This window comes from Gordonia sp. (in: high G+C Gram-positive bacteria), assembly GCF_052106715.1.
Classification (GTDB): Bacteria; Actinomycetota; Actinomycetes; order Mycobacteriales; family Mycobacteriaceae; genus Gordonia.
In genome coordinates this window covers 1-18,520 of record NZ_JBQEDL010000053.1, presented here as the reverse complement: position 1 = coordinate 18,520, position 18,520 = coordinate 1, and the positions used below count along the sequence as shown (strand labels likewise).

21 protein-coding genes are annotated in these 18,520 nt (G+C 66.5%); 11 read left to right on the top strand and 10 right to left on the bottom strand.

The annotated features are described in order from the left end of the window. From ACTIMF_RS17910 to ACTIMF_RS17900, 3 genes are all read left to right on the top strand, one after another. The coding region (locus ACTIMF_RS17910; RefSeq protein ID WP_442351634.1) for a CocE/NonD family hydrolase at positions 1-1,212 on the top strand (1,212 nt) is incomplete at its 5' end. 42 nt (positions 1,213-1,254) lie between these two features. After that, positions 1,255-2,157: a transporter substrate-binding domain-containing protein gene (locus tag ACTIMF_RS17905; protein WP_442351633.1), complete on the top strand. Its 903-nt coding sequence runs from the start codon at positions 1,255-1,257 to the stop codon at positions 2,155-2,157. Continuing rightward, complete coding sequence (locus ACTIMF_RS17900; protein ID WP_442351632.1) at positions 2,154-3,128, top strand: alpha/beta hydrolase family protein; 975 nt, start codon at positions 2,154-2,156, stop codon at positions 3,126-3,128. The genes ACTIMF_RS17905 and ACTIMF_RS17900 overlap by 4 nt, the downstream gene beginning before the upstream one ends. A gap of 7 nt (positions 3,129-3,135) precedes the next feature. Here ACTIMF_RS17900 and ACTIMF_RS17895 read toward each other — a convergent pair whose 3' ends face one another. Both ACTIMF_RS17895 and ACTIMF_RS17890 read right to left on the bottom strand, forming a co-directional pair. Next, a complete protein-coding gene (locus ACTIMF_RS17895) occupies positions 3,136-4,227 on the bottom strand; it encodes a YdcF family protein (protein ID WP_442351631.1) in 1,092 nt (363 codons plus the stop codon). 115 nt (positions 4,228-4,342) lie between these two features. Continuing rightward, a complete protein-coding gene (locus tag ACTIMF_RS17890; RefSeq protein WP_442351630.1) occupies positions 4,343-4,915 on the bottom strand; it encodes an HD domain-containing protein in 573 nt (190 codons plus the stop codon). A gap of 123 nt (positions 4,916-5,038) precedes the next feature. Between ACTIMF_RS17890 and ACTIMF_RS17885 the strand changes: the two genes are divergently transcribed. Continuing rightward, positions 5,039-6,358, top strand: a complete 1,320-nt coding sequence (locus tag ACTIMF_RS17885; protein WP_442351629.1) for an MFS transporter — start codon at positions 5,039-5,041, stop codon at positions 6,356-6,358. A 237-nt stretch (positions 6,359-6,595) separates the two neighbouring features. Here ACTIMF_RS17885 and ACTIMF_RS17880 read toward each other — a convergent pair whose 3' ends face one another. Then, positions 6,596-7,066, bottom strand: coding sequence for a winged helix-turn-helix transcriptional regulator (locus tag ACTIMF_RS17880; protein WP_442351628.1), 471 nt, complete (start codon positions 7,064-7,066; stop codon positions 6,596-6,598). Between the two features lie 99 nt (positions 7,067-7,165). Here ACTIMF_RS17880 and ACTIMF_RS17875 point away from each other — a divergent pair, with 99 nt between their 5' ends. Both ACTIMF_RS17875 and ACTIMF_RS17870 read left to right on the top strand, forming a co-directional pair. Next, the gene (locus ACTIMF_RS17875) at positions 7,166-7,597 is read left to right on the top strand and encodes a PaaI family thioesterase (protein WP_442351627.1); all 432 of its coding nucleotides are present in this window, start codon (positions 7,166-7,168) and stop codon (positions 7,595-7,597) included. 4 nt (positions 7,598-7,601) lie between these two features. Further along, complete coding sequence (locus tag ACTIMF_RS17870) at positions 7,602-8,228, top strand: cysteine hydrolase family protein (RefSeq protein ID WP_442351626.1); 627 nt, start codon at positions 7,602-7,604, stop codon at positions 8,226-8,228. A gap of 10 nt (positions 8,229-8,238) precedes the next feature. Here the strand turns inward: ACTIMF_RS17870 and ACTIMF_RS17865 are convergent, their stop codons facing one another. After that, positions 8,239-9,630 (bottom strand): DHA2 family efflux MFS transporter permease subunit, encoded by a 1,392-nt coding sequence (locus ACTIMF_RS17865; protein ID WP_442351625.1) that lies wholly within the window; start codon positions 9,628-9,630, stop codon positions 8,239-8,241. Beyond that, positions 9,627-10,250: an NADPH-dependent FMN reductase gene (locus tag ACTIMF_RS17860; protein WP_442351624.1), complete on the bottom strand. Its 624-nt coding sequence runs from the start codon at positions 10,248-10,250 to the stop codon at positions 9,627-9,629. The genes ACTIMF_RS17865 and ACTIMF_RS17860 overlap by 4 nt, the downstream gene beginning before the upstream one ends. Before the next feature lie 53 nt (positions 10,251-10,303). On the opposite strand from ACTIMF_RS17860, the gene ACTIMF_RS17855 reads away from it, so the two are divergent. Both ACTIMF_RS17855 and ACTIMF_RS17850 read left to right on the top strand, forming a co-directional pair. Then, on the top strand, positions 10,304-10,906 hold the full coding sequence (locus tag ACTIMF_RS17855; RefSeq protein WP_442351623.1) for a TetR/AcrR family transcriptional regulator: 603 nt from the start codon (positions 10,304-10,306) through the stop codon (positions 10,904-10,906). 13 nt (positions 10,907-10,919) lie between these two features. Continuing rightward, the gene (locus tag ACTIMF_RS17850) at positions 10,920-11,831 is read left to right on the top strand and encodes a D-isomer specific 2-hydroxyacid dehydrogenase family protein (RefSeq protein ID WP_442351622.1); all 912 of its coding nucleotides are present in this window, start codon (positions 10,920-10,922) and stop codon (positions 11,829-11,831) included. 15 nt (positions 11,832-11,846) lie between these two features. On the opposite strand, the gene ACTIMF_RS17845 is transcribed toward ACTIMF_RS17850, so the two are convergent. The 3 genes from ACTIMF_RS17845 to ACTIMF_RS17835 all read right to left on the bottom strand — a co-directional run bounded on the left by ACTIMF_RS17845 (position 11,847) and on the right by ACTIMF_RS17835 (position 14,343). Next, the gene (locus tag ACTIMF_RS17845; RefSeq protein WP_442351621.1) at positions 11,847-12,266 is read right to left on the bottom strand and encodes a nuclear transport factor 2 family protein; all 420 of its coding nucleotides are present in this window, start codon (positions 12,264-12,266) and stop codon (positions 11,847-11,849) included. 71 nt (positions 12,267-12,337) lie between these two features. Then, on the bottom strand, positions 12,338-13,954 hold the full coding sequence (locus tag ACTIMF_RS17840) for an FUSC family protein (RefSeq protein ID WP_442351620.1): 1,617 nt from the start codon (positions 13,952-13,954) through the stop codon (positions 12,338-12,340). Next, positions 13,951-14,343: a DUF5997 family protein gene (locus ACTIMF_RS17835; protein WP_442351635.1), complete on the bottom strand. Its 393-nt coding sequence runs from the start codon at positions 14,341-14,343 to the stop codon at positions 13,951-13,953. Before ACTIMF_RS17835 ends, ACTIMF_RS17840 begins: the two co-directional genes overlap by 4 nt. A 47-nt stretch (positions 14,344-14,390) precedes the next feature. Here ACTIMF_RS17835 and ACTIMF_RS17830 point away from each other — a divergent pair, with 47 nt between their 5' ends. After that, on the top strand, positions 14,391-15,140 hold the full coding sequence (locus ACTIMF_RS17830) for a LysR substrate-binding domain-containing protein (protein WP_442351619.1): 750 nt from the start codon (positions 14,391-14,393) through the stop codon (positions 15,138-15,140). An 11-nt stretch (positions 15,141-15,151) separates the two neighbouring features. Here the strand turns inward: ACTIMF_RS17830 and ACTIMF_RS17825 are convergent, their stop codons facing one another. Continuing rightward, complete coding sequence (locus ACTIMF_RS17825; RefSeq protein ID WP_442351618.1) at positions 15,152-15,790, bottom strand: class I SAM-dependent DNA methyltransferase; 639 nt, start codon at positions 15,788-15,790, stop codon at positions 15,152-15,154. After that, complete coding sequence (locus tag ACTIMF_RS17820; protein ID WP_442351617.1) at positions 15,787-16,686, bottom strand: LysR family transcriptional regulator; 900 nt, start codon at positions 16,684-16,686, stop codon at positions 15,787-15,789. The genes ACTIMF_RS17825 and ACTIMF_RS17820 overlap by 4 nt, the downstream gene beginning before the upstream one ends. A 118-nt stretch (positions 16,687-16,804) precedes the next feature. On the opposite strand from ACTIMF_RS17820, the gene ACTIMF_RS17815 reads away from it, so the two are divergent. Beyond that, complete coding sequence (locus ACTIMF_RS17815) at positions 16,805-17,794, top strand: YeiH family protein (RefSeq protein ID WP_442351616.1); 990 nt, start codon at positions 16,805-16,807, stop codon at positions 17,792-17,794. Positions 17,795-17,890: 96 nt separating this feature from the next. Then, a partial coding sequence (locus ACTIMF_RS17810; RefSeq protein WP_442351615.1) for a DUF222 domain-containing protein occupies positions 17,891-18,520 on the top strand: 630 nt, incomplete at its 3' end.

Below are 18,520 nucleotides of genomic sequence, written 5' to 3'. Positions count from 1 at the left end.
CTGCTCCTCGCTCAGTTCGACTATAAGTGGCTGCAGGACCGTATTAACGATCCCGCACACTACGTGCCCGAGTTCATCCAGGGTCTGACCGCGAAGTCGACCGACGACCTGAGGGGCCGCACCAAAGAGTTGGTCTCACTGAACTCGTCCTATCGGAAAGCGTTGACGACCGACGCCGCACGAGTCCAGGTACCGACCTTCGTCGTGGGTGGTTGGCAGGACCTGTTCACCAACATGGAGTGGCGCACTCTCGACCAGCTCAGCGGTTTGGAGAACAGCAAGAAAAAGATGCTGATGAGCACCGGCGAGCACCTGACGAACGGTTGGGACACTCGTGGCGGACCTGGCCAACCCCCGGCATGGGGCGTGCTGCAGCGTGCGTGGTTCGACAAGTGGATCAAGGGCGTCGACAACGGCATTGATCGCTACGCGCCCGCCACCAGTCACCAGCAGGGCGGCGGCTGGGTCCAGTCCGACTCGTTCCCGCGTCCCGGGCAGACCCATCGCCGGATGTACCTGACGCCCAAACGCAGCCGTACGTCGCCGACATCGATTGCCGACGGCTCGCTGTCGAAGACCGGGCCGAAACGCACGGCGAAATGGACGGTGGCCCCAGGGACCAGCACGCTGTGCTCAGGCGACACCAACCGTGACCAGATCGGCCTCCTGAGTCCTCTGGACATGTGCAGCAAGGACAATCGGACAGCCGAGCGTGGCGCGTTGACCTTCACCTCGGCGCCGGTCCGGCAGGCGACGTCGATCAACGGGGCGATCAACCTGCACTTGCGCACCCAGGTCGACGCAAAGGACGGCTTCTACTCCGCAGTTGTCTCCGACGTCGCCCCCGACGGCTCGTCGCGGGTCGTCACAACGGGTTCGATGACGGTGTCCATCCGCAACCAGATGGACAAGACGACCTCGGGCTATGCGCCCAACGGCGACGTGACCGATCCGCGCTACTCGCTCGACGCGTTCAAACGCGATCTGGTGAAACCCGGAGCGAAGCAGTACCTCGACATCGGCATGCTCGGCACTGACGCCCTACTCAAGCGCGGGCATCGGTTGCGGGTCAGCGTCTACGCGTTCAACGCACCGCGCGCTGTCTCATTCGGCCCGATCTCCAACGACTCGCGACTCAAGCCTGAGCACGTTCTCCTCGATCCGCGCGCACCGAGTTGGCTGCAGGTGCCCAGCAACCGTCCGATCGGTTAGATCGGAAGTGCTTGCAGCGGAAAGGCAATAGACTCCGGTGGTGTGAATCGTAGACATCTCCGGCGGGCCCCCGTCGCCCTGCTGACGAGCCTGACAGTGGCCTTGCTCCTCGCCGGTTGCGGCTCCGATGCCCCAGACCGTCCGGCCGACGAATCGTCGACGCCGACGTCGACTGCCGTCGACCCCGGGCTGAAGGAGCGCGTCCCGGACACGATGCGGACATCGGGCGAGCTCACAGTCGGAACCAGTGCGCCATACGAGCCGATGGTCGGCAAGAACGCGAACGGCGACTTGACGGGATTCGACGTCGACGTGCTGCGGAAGGTGTCCGACGTGCTCGGACTGCGACTCGACATGCGTCAGACCCGATTCGAACAGATCCTTCCGGGCGTCGTCGACGGCACGTACGACGTCGGGTCCCGCGGATTCTTCGACACGCTGGCGCGGCAGAAGACGATGGACATGGTGACGTACTTCCGCGGCGGCACCCAGTGGGCGCAGCGTTCCGGTGTGGTGGTCGATTCGAACGACGCGTGCGGGCACACCGTCGCCGCTGCTGCGGGCACTGTCCAGCACACAATCGAGCTCCCGGCCAAGAGCAAAGCATGCGTGACGGTCGGCGCCGAGCCGATCAAGATCGTCGCGTCACGAACTCAAGAGGACGCCGTTCGCGCTGTGACCGATGGATCGGCCGACGCGATGTCCGCAGACTCGGTGGTGGTCGCGACGGCCGTTTCCCGAAGCGACGGTGCGTTGGAGACGGCGGGCGACGTCTTCGATTCCCAGCCCTACGGCTTCGCGGTGGCGAAAGGTTCGCCGCTGGGCGAGGTACTCAAGGATGCCGTCCAACAGGTGATCGATCGAGGCGACATGACGGCGATTGCGAAGAAGTGGGGCCTCGATGGCGTCATCAAGAGGTCGACGGTCAACGGAGCGACGATATGAGGGCGCCGATAGCCGGTCGAGCGCTGATCACGGTGGTCGCCGCTGCCCTCGCGTTGGCCGGCTGCGCGTCGGAGGACGAAGCGTCGTCGGACGTCAGTCCGGCCACACCGGCCGATCGCGGCGCCGCCGAGCAGGCGCTTGCGAAGGTCGAGTCGTCGTCGGATGTGACGGTGAACCGGTACCTCTATCCGACGACGACCGGTAGCCGAGACAACCGGCAGAATTGGGCGGACGTGTACCTGCCGCCCGGCGAGCACGAGCGGGGCAGCGTGCCCCTCGTCGTGCTGATCCACGGCGGCGGGTGGCAGTCGAAGCTCGGCGCCGACGTGTTCGTGTCGTTGTCCAAGCGGCTCGCCGAGCGAGGTCTGGCTGTCTACAACCTCGAGTATCGGAGAGTCGGATCCGGTGGCGGATGGCCGATCACGTTCAAGGACGTGGCAGCCGCCCTCGACTACGTTCCGCACGTTCAGGCCGCCGAACCCGAGATCTCCACCGACGATGCCGTGGTGGCCGGACACTCGGCGGGCGGGCAGCTCGCGATGTGGTCGGGGACCCGGCACAATCTCGAACCCGACGAGATCGGAGCCGGGCCCGCGTTCCGTCCGACGTACGTGATCTCGCTAGCGGGCGCGCTGGACATGCGGCAGGCAGTGCTCGAAGGCAATCCGCGTGCCCGACGCGCCATGGGCGGACTGCCCAAAGAGGTGCCCGAACGATACGCGTCCATCGACCCGATCCAGAACATCGATCCGGAGATCCCGATCATCGCGATGGCGGGCAGCGTCGACAAGGTGCTGAATCCGAACATGTCGGCGAACTACGTGAAGGCGGTCAAGAAGGCGGGCGGCCGAGGTTCGCTCGTGATGTTCCCCGGTGTCGACCACACACAGATCGTGGCCTCCGACTCGCCGACCTTCCCGCAGGTCATCGAGACGATCAGCCGGGCGGCGCACGACACCCACCGAGGGTGAGGGCTGGTCAGTAGGCGACCATCGCGTATTCGAGTTCGGTCTGCAGACCGCTCAGGTACGCGACGAGAGCCAGCATCGCCCACACCAGACACGACAGCCCGGCCCAGACCACCAGATTGGCTCGGCGGTAGTGGACGAGGCAGGCCGTGAACTCCCGCAGGAATCCGGCCGGCACGTAGTAGCGCGCCGTCGGGGCGCCGACGACGGTTGCGTCCAGTCCGATGCGGCGCGTCAACGACGCCGCTCGCAGGACGTGGAAGTCACTGGTGACGACGGTCAACGCGGGTGCGGGGATCCCGAGGTCGGTGAGCACCGCGCGTGAGTTGAGGAGATTCTCCTCCGTGGTGGTCGACGTGTCCTCGCGGACGATCCGTTGCTCGTCGACGCCTGCGTCGATCGCGTACCGAGCCATCGCCTCCGCCTCGGAGATCCGCTCGTCGTCGCCTTTCCCGCCGGACAACACGAGGAGCGGTTCGCGACCCGGCTCCGCCACCGCGTCGAACACCGCGATACCGCGGTCGATGCGCGCGGCCAGCAGAGGAGTGACCTTGTCGCCCGCGAGGCCGGCGCCCAACACGATCACGGCGTCCGACGGCGCTGGTCGGCCGATGCGGCTGTAGACCACCGCGTACGTGGTGTATCCGACGAGGGCGGTCACCACGAGCGCGATCGGAATCACCACGAACGGGACCAGCAGCGCGATCGTGGTGTACGACTCGGCCGACACCACCGCGATGAAGACCGCCACCGCGGCGACGAGGACTGCGAGCAGGAACAGGCCGAAGACGGCCGGAACCAGAGTCGCGACGCGCAGACCTTCGCGGCGGACCACGGTGACCGCGTTGACCAGCAGATAGATCCCAACCGCGAACACGGCGAAGAAGACCAGCAGCACCGGACCGAGGACCGCGATGTCGGTGAGGTCGGACTCCGGGGAGACCGACGCAGCCAGCAGGACGACGAAGATCCACGTGACGACCAGGCAGCCGATGATAGCTATGCCGTGGCCGGTATGGCGCGGTTCGCGGACGATCCGCACGCCCATCACTGCCCACAGAGCAAACGCGAGAACTCCGAAGCAGATCGCCGCAATCGCCATTTCGTGGGCTCCTCGGCCGTGCGGGTAGGTGCAGCGATCGTACCGAGATCAGTTTCGACGTCGTCGGTCGGTCTCCCCTGAGCAGACGATGGCCGCCGGATCATCAGGGCCTTGCTCAGGCCAACGCTTCGATCTCCCTGGCGATGTTCTCGCGGGCCGGTGTCTCCCAGCGCTGCCGCGCCTGCGGCGAGCGGAAGAGGGTGTCGCGTGCGATGAAATCGGCCAGGAGTGCGCGCCGCGCGGGTCGGAAGACGTCGTCCGGCACGAGGTGGTACTCCTCGCGGACGTCAGCGGAGTACTCGCGGTACCGCGCGGGGGCTGCCCCGAGGACGGAGAGATCGGCGTCCGACAGCGCGATGCCGTTGCGGTCGTTGGGTGACGGATCGTGGGTGAGTGTCAGCTCGACGAGGCGGACGACCTCGTCTGCATCGGGATCGTCAACGAGGAGCCGTCGCGCGAGGGCGGCCGAATCACGCTCGTTGTCCGCACTGAGCGTCTCATAGACGGCGTCGTGGAACCATGCGGCGAGCACGACCGCCCGCTCGTCGAATTCGAGTCCGCCGTCGTGCAACTGGCGAAGCGAGGCGAGCACCTCGTCCAGGTGCCGTCGGTTGTGATGACGGCGGTGCGGCTCGTTCCATCGTGTGGCCAGATCTTCGCGTATCGCTTCGCTGATCTCGACATCCATGCTCCGAGTGTAGAGAGCAGATCTTTTCGTGTGCCGGTCGCTGCGTCGTCCACCCGACTGATGTCTCGATGTCGCGCGGGGCCATCGATGGCGGGACCCTGCCCATGGACTAGATTCGTCGAAATGAATCGCAGACGGATCGTCGTCGCCTCCATGGTCGGAACCACTATCGAGTTCTTCGACTTCTACATCTATGCGACCGCCGCGGTCCTCGTCTTCCCGACGTTGTTCTTCCCCAAGGGTGACGATACCGCGGCGCTCCTGGCGTCCTTCGCGACCTTCGGTCTGGCTTTCGCCGCGCGGCCCATCGGCTCAATCCTGTTCGGCCACTTCGGCGATCGCGTCGGGCGCAAGGCGACGCTCGTCGGGTCGCTCGTCACGATGGGCGTGGCCACGTTCTTGATCGGCGTGCTGCCCACGTTCGATCAGGTCGGCTACCTCGCGCCCGCCCTGCTCGCGCTGATGCGTTTCGCGCAGGGACTCGGCCTCGGCGGCGAATGGTCCGGTGCGGCACTCCTGGCCACCGAGACCGCGGAGAAGGGCAAACGCGGGTGGGCGGCGATGTGGCCACAGCTCGGCGCCCCGTTCGGATTCTTCCTCGCCAACGGTCTGTTTCTGGTGATCATGGGTCTGATGGACTACGACTCCACCGCGGCCGAGCCCAACCACGGCTTCATGACGTGGGGCTGGCGAATCCCGTTCCTGCTGTCGTCGGTCATGGTGATCCTCGGCCTCTACGTGCGTCTGAAGCTGACCGAGACGCCGGTCTTCGCGAAGGCCGTCGAAGACGGGAAGAAGGTCAAGACTCCGCTCGGCGAAGTGGTGCGCACTGCATGGCGGCCGTTGATCATCGGGACATTCGTCATGGTGGCGACGTATACGCTCTTCTATCTGGTCACGACGTGGGTCGTCTCGTACGGGACCGGAAAGGTGGTCGACAAGACGGGTGTGAAGCTGTCCATCTCGTACATCGACTTCCTGCAGATGCAGTTGATCGCCGTCCTGTTCTTCGCGATCTTCGTCGTCGTCTCCGGCCGCCTCGCCGACCGTGTCGGACGCCGCCGCCTGCTGATCGTCGCGACGACGCTCATCATCGTGTACGGGCTCACCTTCAAGTGGATCCTCGACCCGGCGAACACAACGCAGGGCACGATGCTCGGCGTTCTCATCGTCGGCCTCACTCTGATGGGTTTCACCTTCGGCCCGATGAGCGCCGTGCTCCCCGAACTGTTCGCCACCAACGTCCGTTACACGGGCAGCGGCATCGCCTACAACTTCGCGTCGATCCTCGGTGCGGCCATCGCGCCGTTCATCGCTACCTGGCTCGTCGCCGACTACGGCGTCGGATGGGTCGGCGTGTACCTCGCGATCGCGGGCGGCTTGACCCTCGTCGCGCTGCTCGTCATGAAGGAGACGCGAGACGTGGACCTCGATCGCGTGTAGTGCCGAGTCGGAGTATCCGCGGCGCGTGGGTCGAGAGTCGATAGCGTGGCGCTGTGACCAGGCTGCCGACTCCCGACCGGGACGTGTTACGGGGCTCGTCCGGTCGTGCCTGCTGGCGGTCTGCGCCGGTGTCGGCATCGGGTTCGTCGGCGTTCTTCGCCGCCGATCTACGACTCGCTTCGCGACCGAATGCTGGCCGGACGGCCCGATTCATCCGACGCGAACTGACGCACCGGATCACCCGGCGATTCGGCGGGCGCCGGGACCGGGTTCGGCGTGGACATCCCGGCTTTCGGTGATCCGATGGCCCGCTTCGCAGTGGAGCTCGACGCTCACGCGAGCGCCGCAGTCGTCGTGCCGGACCTCCAGTGCGGGCCCCGCTGGGTCGGCGCGATGGGTGTCGCCCCAAGCGAGCAAGGACAACAGGACGGGCTGGAGATCGAGGCCGGCATCGGTGAGCCGGTACTCCTTGCGGCGTCGGGCACCGGGCTCCGCGTAGTCCGTCGCGTACAGGACCCCCTCGTCGACGAGTTTGCGGAGCCGACTCGCGAGCACTGAATCGGAAATCCCTGTGTGCGCCTTGACCTGGTCGAACCGACGGATCCCGTTGAATACCTCACGCAGGATCAGCACGCTCCAGCGGTCGCCGATCACGTCGAGCGTTCGCTGCACCGAGCAGTTCTCGGTCTCGTAGTCGAGCCAGTTCACACGAGCGAGTGTATCTGACTTTGCAATTGACAGTCAGCAGGGCTTCATCTAGCTTCGTTAACAGAAGTTAGAGGTAGAGAGTATCGAATGGGAGCAGCCATGGCAGACACATCTGGTACATCTGGGATTCCGGACGTCGGCATCGACGCCGCGAGCGGGTTCCTGAAGGCGGCTGGGCTCGACGTGACCCTCGCAACCGGCACGCGGGTAGAAGGCCACGTCGAACTGGACGAACGTCATCACACGCCATGGGGCGTCGTGCACGGTGGCGTCTACGCGACATTCGTCGAGAGCGCGGGCAGCATCGGTGCGAGTGCCGCGGTCGCCGACCGCGGTCAGTTCGCCGTCGGGGTGCACAACGCCACCGACTTTCTGCGGCCGTCGAAGGGTGGACGGGCGATGGTCGTGGCCGAGCCGATTCAGCAGGGGCGGACCCAGCAGCTCTGGCTCGTCGAGGTCACGGACGAATCGTCCGGGAAGACTCTCGCACGCGGACAGTTGCGGTTGCAGAACGTCCCGCTGCCAGAATGATGTGGTGACCGACTACCTGGATCCGCACTGGTCGACGTGCGCGCTGGTCGTCGTCGACGTCCAGAACGACTTCGTCGAATCAGTGCCTGGCACGCGCGACGTTCTGCCTTCGATCGAGTGGTTGGTTCGAACCTTCCGCGCCGCGGGCCGCCCGATCGTCCACGTAGTCCGGTCGTACGCAGCAGGAGAGTCGGACGTCGATGTGGTCAGGCGTTCTTCGGTCGAAGCGGGGAAGGCTCCGGTTCGACCGGGAACGGCTGGAGCGCAGATACCGACCGAACTGCTCCCCGGCACCGTCGCGCTCGACTGGGAACTACTGCGATCGGGGACGCCTCAACCGGCCGGGACCGATGAGTGGGTCCTCTACAAACCCCGATGGTCGGCGTTTCATCGCACGCGGTTGGACGATGTGCTGCGCGAGATGCGCGTCGACACGGTGGTCGTCGCCGGGTGCAATCTGCCGAATTGCCCGCGTGCCAGCCTGTTCGACGCATCCGAGCGTGACTATCGAACCGTACTCGTCACCGACGCGACGTCGCAGGTCACCGCCGAGCGGCTCGCCGATCTGGAGCTGATCGGCGTCAGGCTGCGGACCGTCGACGACGTGGCGCGGGCGGTGTCCCGAGCATAGGATCCGGCGGTCATCCACCCTTGCGCGTCGACGTCGCGATCATCGTCGCGGCGCACAACGAGCCGCCCGCGCCGACCGTCAGGGCGCAGAAGGCGAGGCGGAACGCCGTCGGAAGATCGCCGGTGTGCGAGGCGATGAGCACCGCGCATACCGCCCCACCGAGGGAGCCTCCGATACGTTGCAGGATGTTGACCTGAGTGATCGCGTCCGAGAGGTCTCGGGACGAGACTGCGGTATAGGCGGTGACGCCCGCGGGTATCGCGACGAGACTGACGGAAGCCCCGTAGGCGACGAGCGTGAGTTGGACGACCCAGGTCGGAAGGCCGAGTGGGTCGAGTGCGAGCGGCAGAGTCGTCGCCACAGCGAGTAGTCCTCCGGCGATCGCGGCCGGAGCGGGGCCGCGTACGTCGATCCACCGTCCGACGAGCGGGGCGGTGACGGCGGTGGCCGCAGCGACGCCGACCAGACTGATTCCGGCCTGGAGCGGATCTTGGGCGTGGCCGAGTTGGAAGTACAACGCGTGCACGACGCCGCTGCCGAAGACGAGCGCACCGGAGAAGGCTGCGGCGATCGAACCGGCACGGAACCCGGGTATGCGATAGAGCCTCAGATCGAGCAGAGGGTGCGACGTCTGCCGGGTGGTGACGACGAATGCGGCGATCGCCAGAGTGGCGCCGACGCCGACGGCGACCGTCGTCGGGTCGATGCGACCTTCCTCGCCCCATCGGGTCGTGGCCAGCACGAGAAGTGCCAGACCCGAGCTTATGGTCGCCAGTCCTGCCCAATGCAGCGGACCGGGGTCCGACGGTCGGGTGCGCGGCAGCACCCGGCGGCCCAGCACGATGCCTGCGACGCCGATCGGGATATTGATCGCGAACAGCCACGGCCACGACAGCGAGTGGAGAATGAGCCCGCCGATGAGCGGACCGACCGCGGGGGCGGCGCTCACCGCGATCCCGAGCACGCCCATCACTCGGCCGAGTCGGTGTGGGCCGACCGCAGCTCCCAGGATCGCTTGCCCAGTGGGGATCAGGACGCCGCCGGCCAGTCCCTGGGCGATGCGCGCGGTGATGAGTCCCTCTGGAGTCGACGCTACCGCGCAGGCGAGTGACGCCGCGGTGAAGAATCCGAGAGCGGTCAGCCAGACGGGGCTTGCGCCGTACCGGCGGCCGAGCCACCCGGCCATCGGCAGTGAGACGGCGAGAGCCAGGAGGTAGCCACTGACGATCCACTGCGTCGTCGACAGTGTCGACCCCATTCGAGTGGTGATGGAATCGAGACCGATGTTGACGATCGACGCGTCGAGTCCGCTCGCGAAGGCGCCGAGTACGACCACCCAGCAGAGTTTCCAGGTGGCTCGGTCGATGCGGTCCGACGCGGTAGGAGCAGTCGTCGGGGTCATGATCGGTCGGCGGTCCGCAGGGCGCTCAGTGCCGTCGACCAGGCCAGCACTTCGTCGATCATCCGGTCGAAGACGGCGTCGGCGCGGGGGCCGGGAGCGACGGTTCCGGGTTCGATGACATTCTCCAGGTCGAAGTCGCCGGACAGGCTGAGTGCGACGCTGCTCCGCACGCACGCGATCTTGACCTCGGCCAATGTCAGGCGCAGGGCTTCGACGGCGCGGACACCGCCGTCCAGGCCGTAGCTGACGAAGCCCGCAGCCTTGTCGTTCCATTCGGCGTACAGATAGTCGATCGCGTTCTTCAGTGCAGCGGGCATCGAGTGGTTGTACTCGGGGGTGACGAAGACGAAGCCGTCGAACTCGCCGATCGCATGGGCCCACCGCCTCGTGTGCTCGTGTGTGTACTTGCCGACGGCGGCGGCGACGGGTTCGTCGAGCAGGGGGAGGGCGAAGTCGGCGATGTCGACGAGCACGATGTCGGCGCGATCGCCGAGAGTCGCTGCGGCCTTCGCCTGCGCCCATTCGGCGACGAGGCGCGAGCGGCGGTTGGGTCGGGTGCTTCCCACGATGACGGCGATGCGGGTGAGTTCTGATCTCTGGGGTGTCGCGTGTGTACTCATGGCTTGAACGTACAACGATCATTGCACTTAGTACAATGGTTAATGTACTTCCGATGATGGAGAGCGATATGCGTGCAGACAAACAGCGGGACCTGCTCGACGGGGCGCTACGCGTCTTCGCGCGGGACGGGTTCAGTCGTGCGTCGATCGGCGCGCTGGCGTCGGAGGCCGGAATCTCCACCCGGACGATCTACAACCAATACGGCAACAAGGAGTCGCTGTTCCGTGCGGTGATCCTGGACAGTGCGACAGCGGTCGCCCAGCGTCAGATCGCGCGCGCGGCAACCCTTCTCGGGCGGATCGACAATCCGCGAGCCGACCTGGTCGCGTTCGGTGAGGCCTGGGCCACGCGCGAGCCCGAGACGGCGCTTCACTTCGACATGGTCCGACAGGTCAACGCGGACGCCGAGCACATCGACCCGGCGGTTCTCGCCGCCTGGCAGGAGGCTGGTCCTCGCCGGGTGCGAGACGCGATCGCCGGGCACTTGCGCAGGCACGCCGACGAGGGCGTCTTCGTCATCGACGATGAGCGGGTCGCCGCAGTGCAACTCGTCCAACTGACGGCCGGGTCGGTCGATTCAGTGGCAGGTGTGTCCGCGGCCGATATCGTGCGAGCGGGTGTTGACGTGTTCCTGGCGGCGTACGGGACTGCGTGATAGATGTGACCGCATGAACTCGTTGCGCGTAGCCATCGAACCGACATCCGATCGCCCTCTCGCCTCGGCCGTCGAGGAGACGGGCGCAGCCGTCGTCCCGCTCGCCGAAGCGCAGGCTCTCGTGTGGATCGGCGGTCCTGCCGGGTTCCCGGAGCTTCCGGATGCCGTCGAATGGGTCGCGCTCAGCACCGCGGGCATCGAGGGCTTCGTCGAGGCGGGAGTCATCGACGACAAGCGGATCTGGACCAATGCATCCGGCTTCTACGCTCGCGGCGTCGCCGAGCACGCGCTCGCGCTTCTGCTCGGCGGCACCCGCCAGATCGTTCGGTCAGCGAAGACCCGCTGGGCGAAGGACACGGTGGATCCGGCCGTGCGTACGTTGCGTGGAAGCACCGTCGCGATCGTCGGTGCAGGCGGAATCGGACGCGAACTGACCCCGCTGCTGAAGGCGTGTGGGGCACGGGTACTCGCGGTCAACCGGTCAGGGCGGCCAGTGGACGGCGCCGACGTCACCGTCGCGTCCGATCGGATCGACGAGGCGCTGACCCAGTCGGACCATGTCGTCCTGGCCGCTCCCGACACCCCGGAGACACGCCATACCATCAACGATCGGACGCTCGCGCTCCTCAAGCCGCATTCGTGGATCGTCAACGTTGCGCGCGGACCACTCGTCGACGAAGCTGCGTTGGAACGGGCATTGACGGCACGGACGATCGGCGGAGCAGCGCTCGACGTCACCGACCCGGAACCGCCGGCCTCAGACCATCCGCTGTTCGGATTCGACAACGTCGTCATCACACCGCACGTCGCCAATCCGAACGGCCGTCTCACCGAGGAGATGGCACCGTATCTCGCCGAGAACTTGCGAAGGTTCGCGGCAGGCGAGGAACTCCTTGCTCGCATCGAGATCGGCCGAGGCTACTGACGCTGGTGTGTCGCGTCAGATGACGTGGTCGAAGCCCTTCTCCTCGACGCGCCGAGCGATACGCCATCCGTCGGGGATCCGGACGAACTCGTCGATGTACCAGATTCCGCAGTACAGGACCTGTTTCGGTTCGTCGGACAGGACCATCGGGTTGAAGCACATGGTTCGTCCGTTCGCGGCGTCGCCGTCGATCTTGAGGTCGAAGTTGCCGAGCAGATGGACGTAGGCCGGGAATCTCGGGAGGACGTCGGCGAGCCAGGCTTTCACCTCGGGGAAGGGTCCCTGTGCGCCGCCGGATGCGCTGTAGTCGATGTAGGCGTCCGGGATGAACAGTCGATCGAGGTCGTCGAAGCGACGCGAGTCGATCGCGGTCGAGTAGTCGATCATCAACTGCTGGATCTCAAAGCGGTCCGAGATCTCCTGCAGGTCCATCACGTAGCGGTCCTCCGTCGGTGCAGTGTGGCGATCACACTTGCTGACCAGCGTGGCATGCTCGGCGCCGTGGGTCAGTCGAATCTGTCGTTGAGTCGTCTGAGGATGTCTTCGGAGAGGGGCTTGCCGGGCGGCGTCCGCCAACACGCGCCGAGAACGTCGTAGCCGAGATCGCGGACACGGCCGTGTTCGGGCCAGTAGGCGTGTGCCCACGCGGGGTCGTCGGACGCGCTGTCGCTGGCGGCCAGTTCGGCCTCGAGCAGGTGCCACTGGAGGTCGCGACGGTTCGCGCGCATCGGTGGCCCGTCGACGGGTGCGCTCGCGCCGTCGTCGAGCACGTGTCGCCCAGCTCGGAGCGCGATTCCGTCTGCGCCACGGAGCGTGCGACGATGCGCTCGAGGAAGCAGAAACCACATGGTGAGCAGTGCGATTCCGACGCCGATGACGGTTTCGATGAGCCGGTCGCGGACCTGATCGGCCAGCGGGGTTGAGGGGCCGCCGATGAGGAGTGCGAGCGGGGTGATGAAGATGACGGCGACCGCGTAGTTGGTGCTCACGGTCAGCTCGATCAGCATGTTGAGGATTGTCAGCACGATGATCAGGATGCTGATGTGGAGGTCCAGGGCATGCAAGGCGGCGAACAGTCCTACACCGAGTACGGTGCCGATCACGCGATGTGCGCCACGGACGGCTCCGTGCACCCGGTCGGGCCCCATCTGCAGGACCAGGACCGCGCTGAGTATCGCCCAATCGGGGCGACCGAGTCCCGCGGACACCGCGATCACGCCCGCCACGACTGCGGCGACGGTCGCGCGGAACGCGCTGACCGCCGCGTGCGAGTTGCGCCTGGCCGCGAAGCGGAGTCGATGGACTATCCGTGGACGGGGAAGAGGCGCGACGAATCCGTCTCCGCCGTCGCCGTCGGGTTCGGTGCTGTTGACCTTCAGATGTGCTGACCATAGGCGTTGGGCGAGGTCGCCGTCCGTCGCGGCTGCGTCGTGAAGGACCGACCACGCGTTCAGCGTCGAGAGCGCGACCCCGTGTCGCTCGGCAGGCTCAGCCTCCTCGTTCCGCGATAAGTACTGCTCGGCAGCGTTCAACGCCGCAGCCGTCGCCGCATGCTCTGGTCCGTGCGGGCGCCACAGTGCAGGCGCCATGCTCATCACCAGTGCCACGATCACGCCAGTCGCAACGAACAGTGCGAGATGTGCGATGTCGACGCCGTGCTGCGCGACGAGCTGTGAGACTCCGGCGACGAGCAAGAAGAAGTAGGGGCCGGGCGGTCCCAGACGTAGAGCGTTCGCGACGAAGACGGACGCGGCCGCGCATGCAGCGAGTGCGAGGACGACTCCGAGCATCGCCGGGGTCGACGGATCGGGACCGATGCCGGAGCCGAGCGCTCCGAACCCGGTGGCAGCCGCCAGCAACAGCACGCCCGCGGTTAGAACGACCTTCCAACGCAACAGGTACGGGCGCCGTTCACCGTAGAGTGCCGCGAACGCGCCGAGCGCCGCGAGCAACGACTCCTGACCGAAACCACAGGCGAGCAGGATCGACGACGCCACCGCCAACGACAGTCCGGAACGCAGCGCAGGCGCCCACCTGCCCTTCGTCGACGGTCGTCGGAGCAAGAGGCCGCGCGCAGCGGGACGTGGTGGCGGGGGCGAGGAAGGTGAAGGTGAGCCGGTCACTCGGCCTCGGAGTCCGCCTCGGCCTGCTCCCGTGCGCGACGACGGTCGGCGTGCAACGAACGAACACGACGCTCTTCGCGCAAGACTTCGACGTGGCGCTCGCGTTCGGCGGCCAACCACTCCGGCATCTCTTCGAGAAGCGCGTTGATCTGATCGGTGGTCAGGGCCTCGGTGATCTCGCCGCGGATCAGCCCGGAATTCGAGATGCCGAGCTTGCCTGCGACGAGATTCTTCGGATGCGGCCCGTTCGCACGCAGGTCCCGCAGCCACTGAGGCGGGTCCGCTTGCAACGCAGTGAGTTCGGAACGCGTGATGGTGCCGTCGCGGAACTCGGCCGGGGTCGCCGGCAGGTACACGTCAAGCTTCTTGGCGGCGGTGGCCGGTTTCATTGACTGCGAACTCATGAGTCCAGGGTATCGGGCGGTAGCCTCAATCCGTGAGCACGGCCGACACCCCACAGCGCTTCCGCCTCGCCTACGTGCCCGGCGTGACTCCGGGCAAATGGGTGCGGATCTGGCGCGACCGACGAGCCGATGTGCCCCTCGATCTCCTCGCGCTCGACGTGGCCGCGAGCGCTGCGGCCATCGCCGACGGCACGGCCGATATGGCGATCACGCGAATTCCAGACGCCCTCGCGCATGCCGATCCCGGTCCGCACCATTGCATCTCGCTCTACGAGGAGACGACAGTCGTCGTCGTGCCGAAAGACCACGTGCTGACGGTGGGCGACGAACTCACGCTCGACGACATCGCCGACGAACAGTTCCTCTGGCCCCTCGACGAGCCGCTCGTGGTGCCCGAGAGCCCGGGAGGCTCGGTCGATCATCGTCCCGAGACCACCGCGGACGCGATCGAACTCGTCGCGGCGGGGATCGGCCTGTTGCTGGTCCCGCAGTCGTTGGCACGGCTGCACCACCGCAAGGATCTCGTCTACCGTCCGATGGTCGGCGCGCCGACGAGCACAGTCGGTCTCCTGTGGCCGGACCCGACCACGCCGCTGGCCGACGACTTCATCGGCATTGTCCGAGGCCGCCGTGCCGGTTCCTCGCGCGGCGATGTCGAGCCCGCTCCGAAACGGTCGGCCAGGGAGAAGACAGCTGCCAAGCGTGCCGCCCGCGAGGCCGCAGGGAAGATCCCGGGCAAGAGCAAGCGTCGTCCGGCTCCTGGTCGGCGACGCGGCCGCTGATCGCGCGGGAGCTACCGGCGCGAGGCGCACACGTGCAGCTCGGGGAAGCGGTGAAAGCCCTCGGCGGGCCGACTCACTGTTCGCCACAGTTCGTCGAATCCCGCATCGGTCAGTGCATCGACCATCGAGTCGGGATGCCAGCGCCACGCGCGCGCGACGGCGTGGTCGAACTCTTCGATGCCCGGCTCGTCGGTCGATTGGCATGCCACGAGCAGCACTGCTCCGGGTTGCAGTCGAGAAGCCCAGTCGCGCAGACACTCTCGAACCTGTTGCGGTTCTACGTGAATGAGACTGAACCGCGCGAGCACACCGGCGACTGCGCTCAGATCCACGCCGAGCAGCGATGCGTCATCCTGAGCGAACGTCAGGCCGGGGTGCGAGTGGCGAGCCTGATCGAGCATTCCAGCGCTCGGGTCCACGGCGCTCACCGAAAAGCCTGCGTCCGCCAGGTAGGCGGCCACATGGCCGGTGCCGCAACCGACGTCGACGATCGCGTGTGTGACTCCGGCGCTGCGGACGTGCTGGGCGAAGGCGTCGACGGCGGCGCGTTCGACGGGAGACTGGAAGGCCTCGGGTATCAGGTCGGCGTACGTCCGGGCCATCGCGTCGTAGCCGGGCTTCTCATCGTAGCCGGGATTCTCGGGGGTCATCGGGCGTCGGCCTTCGCGATGCGCACGAGATCGGCTGCGGGGCCGGTCAATTCGCGCGGAGGGCGCCAGACTGCGCGGAGCGATCGGGTCAGGTCCAGGCCGGCGACGTCGACGGTCCGCACCGTCCCGGAGCGGGCGTCGTCGGCGATCGCGAGGGTGCTCAAGACGGCGGGTCCGACGCCTGCGGCCACCGAGGTACGGATCGCGGCGCTGCTGCCGAGTTCGAGTAGCGGCTCGGCCCGCTCGTAGGCGGCCAGTGCCTCGTCGAGCGTCGTCCTGGTTCCCGAACCGGGTTCGCGCACCAGCAGTCCGGTGGCGGCGAGCTCCTCAGCGGTCACTTCACGTCGACGCCTTGTCCACGGGTGGTCCGGAGGTACGACGGGCACCAATCGGTCGTGAGCGACTACCGTGCTGCACAGCTTCGACGGAACCGTCGGGGACTCGACGAAGCCGAGATCGCAGGCGTCGTTCGCCAGGGACACGAACACCGTCGACGAGTTCTGAACCCGGAGGTGAACGGTGACTTCGGGGAATCGGCTACGGAATGTGCCCAACCATCGGGGGAGGAGATGCTCGGCGACGGTCATCGACGCGCCGACCGTCAACTCGGCGGTGTGGTCCGCGTGCAGGCCGGAGGCGACATCGAGGAGTCGGGTCGCGTCGTCGACGGTGCGTCGAGCCCAATGCACGAGCACGGTGCCGTGCGGGGTGAGCTTGGATCCTGCAGTCGCACGTTTGAGCAGCGGAACACCGAGTTGTCGTTCGAGCCGCGCGATCGATCGACTCGCGTTGGGCTGGGCGATGCCGCATGCGCGCGCCGCAGCGCCCAGGCTGCCCTGGTCGTCGACACCGACGAGCAGTTCCAGCGCGCCGAGGTCGAGCGATCGTAGATCCACGCGAACACCTTAACCTGCGAATATGCCTCTCCGGCATGGGTCACACATATCATCTCGATATGCACGCATGTCGATGAGTCGGCTACCGGTCTCGCGCCGGGCGGTCGAGGCTGGACCCATGACGATCCACAGAGTCCAGGCCTCGGACGCTGCGCCCGGCCTCGCGCTCGCAGGGCTGGGTACCGCGGTCGCGGTCGCGATCAATATGCTGCTGCCCGCCGTCAGTCCGCTGTTGATCGCAATCATTCTCGGAGCAGTGTGTGCCAACGCGGTGACGTTGCCTGCGGCGGTGAGGCCAGGGCTGGCGATCGTGTCGAAATCGGTCCTGCGCATCGGCGTCGCACTGCTCGGTCTGCAGCTGGTCCTCGGCGACATCCTGGGGCTCGGGTTCGGTGCGATCGTGATGGTGGTGGTGATCGTCGCGGGCGGCATCGTCGGCACCCTCTACATCGGAAAGCTGCTCGGAATCCCGTTCGCACAGCGTCTGCTCATCGCGTGCGGGTGCTCGATCTGCGGAGCCGCGGCAGTTGCCGCAGTGGACGGTGTGATCGACGCCGAGGATGAGGACGTGGCGGCGGCCATCGGCTGCGTCGTCGTCTTCGGAACGCTGATGATTCCGGCGCTGCCGTTCCTGTCGCACGTCCTCGGTCTGTCGGACACCGATGCCGGCATGTGGGCAGGTGGATCTATCCACGAGGTCGCACAGGTCGTGGCGGCAGGGGGCATGATCGGGGGTAGCGCATTAGCCGTCGCCGTGGTGGTGAAACTGGCCCGAGTCATCCTGCTGGCCCCCGTGCTCGCGGTGATCAGTGTTCGGCAACGGTCGGCCATCGCGGCCGACGGCAAGCGCCCTCCGTTGGTCCCGCTCTTCGTCCTCGGATTCCTCGCCTGTGTCGCGATACGTTCGGTCGGCATCGTTCCCGACACCGTCCTCGATATCGGCAAACAGATTCAGGTGGTCGCACTGACCGCAGCCATGTTCGCGCTCGGTACCGGGGTCCGCTTGTCGCTGTTTCGGTCGGTCGGGTCGCGGCCGTTCATTCTGGCGACGTGCGCGACGGTGCTCGTCGCTGTTCTCGGGCTGGGCGGTGTACTCGCTGTAGGTTGATGGCTAATCCGGCAATACGGAATTGTCGGACCCTCTTGCTAGTGTCTAGTCAGAAGTCGAGAATAAGCTCTGACCAGCGGCAAGGAGGTGATTTCGGTGAACGGCTCCAGCTACCGCGTCGTGCTCCCGGAGTCGCCGGCCGATCTGATCGCGCTCGCTGACGCGGCTGTGGCCAAGCTCAACGAGGTGTCTTTCGCGGCGTTGTCGGGTGCGGAGTTGCTCGCTGCGGCTGAGACGAATGAGCGGATGCGGGCGCGGACTGAGGCGGTGACGACGAGTCTGATGATCGAATTGTCGGACCAGTTCGCGTTCCAGGCGCACGGCTATATGACTGTGCAGAAGTATCTGATGAATGGTCTGCGTCTGGGGGTGCGTGAAGCCAACGCGCGGATCAAGTTGATGTTCGCGACGGGTGAGTTCCGTTCGATCGGTGGTGAGCGGTTGTCTGCGCGCAATCCGGAGGCGGCGCGAGCGCTGCGTGAGGGTGCGATCAACCGCGGCCATGTCGCCGAGATCGAAGCGGTGATGGACAAGATTCCGGCTCGGGTCGACGCATCGACGGTGGCGGAGGCCGAAGGGCAGCTGACCGAGATCGCGCGCACGTTGTCGCCCGAAGGCGTTCGCACTGCCGGTGCCCGGCTGCTGGGGCATCTCGACCCCGATGGGGAGATGACCGACGACGCGGACCGTCGCCGGACGCGTGGGTTCACCGTAGCTCCGCAGGAT